The organism is Arcobacter sp. CECT 8989, from assembly GCF_004116715.1.
Lineage (GTDB): Bacteria > Campylobacterota > Campylobacteria > Campylobacterales > Arcobacteraceae > Halarcobacter.
The window spans coordinates 1-421 of the sequence record NZ_PDKE01000086.1 but is presented as its reverse complement, the minus strand read 5'-3'; the positions used below and the strand labels follow the sequence as shown (position 1 = coordinate 421).

At 32.1% G+C, this 421-nt stretch carries 1 pseudogene; it reads left to right on the top strand.

The window, feature by feature from the left end:
• Positions 1 to 421: pseudogene (locus tag CRV02_RS14930) on the top strand (tetratricopeptide repeat protein); the annotation flags it as partial.

The following is a 421-nucleotide window of genomic DNA, read 5'->3' as shown; positions in this document are numbered from 1 at the left end:
TTATTGCTGCTGCAACATCTTTACTTGTAATTGTAGGTTGGACTTCAATCAAAGATACAAATGAAAAAGTAAAAAATATGATTGATGAAAAGACCTCGAAGATTATACAAGAGTATGAAGAGAGACTTTTAAATTTTGAAAAAGATTTAGAAAGTAGGTCTAAGCAAGTAAAACGTAATCAACATGAGATTGAAGTTACTAATACTATTCACTCGTTATGGCTAAGAGCTAGTCAAGAATCGACTGCTGCAGGTAAAGTTGAGATTTATGATGAGATGTTAAATATAAGACCTGATGAAGTAGAGGCCTTAACTTATAAAGCAGATGCTGTTTTAGAAATGGGTGAAGCAAATTGGGCACTAAACCTTACTAATCAAGCTCTTGAAATAGATAACTCTTATGCAAATGCTTATTATCAAAG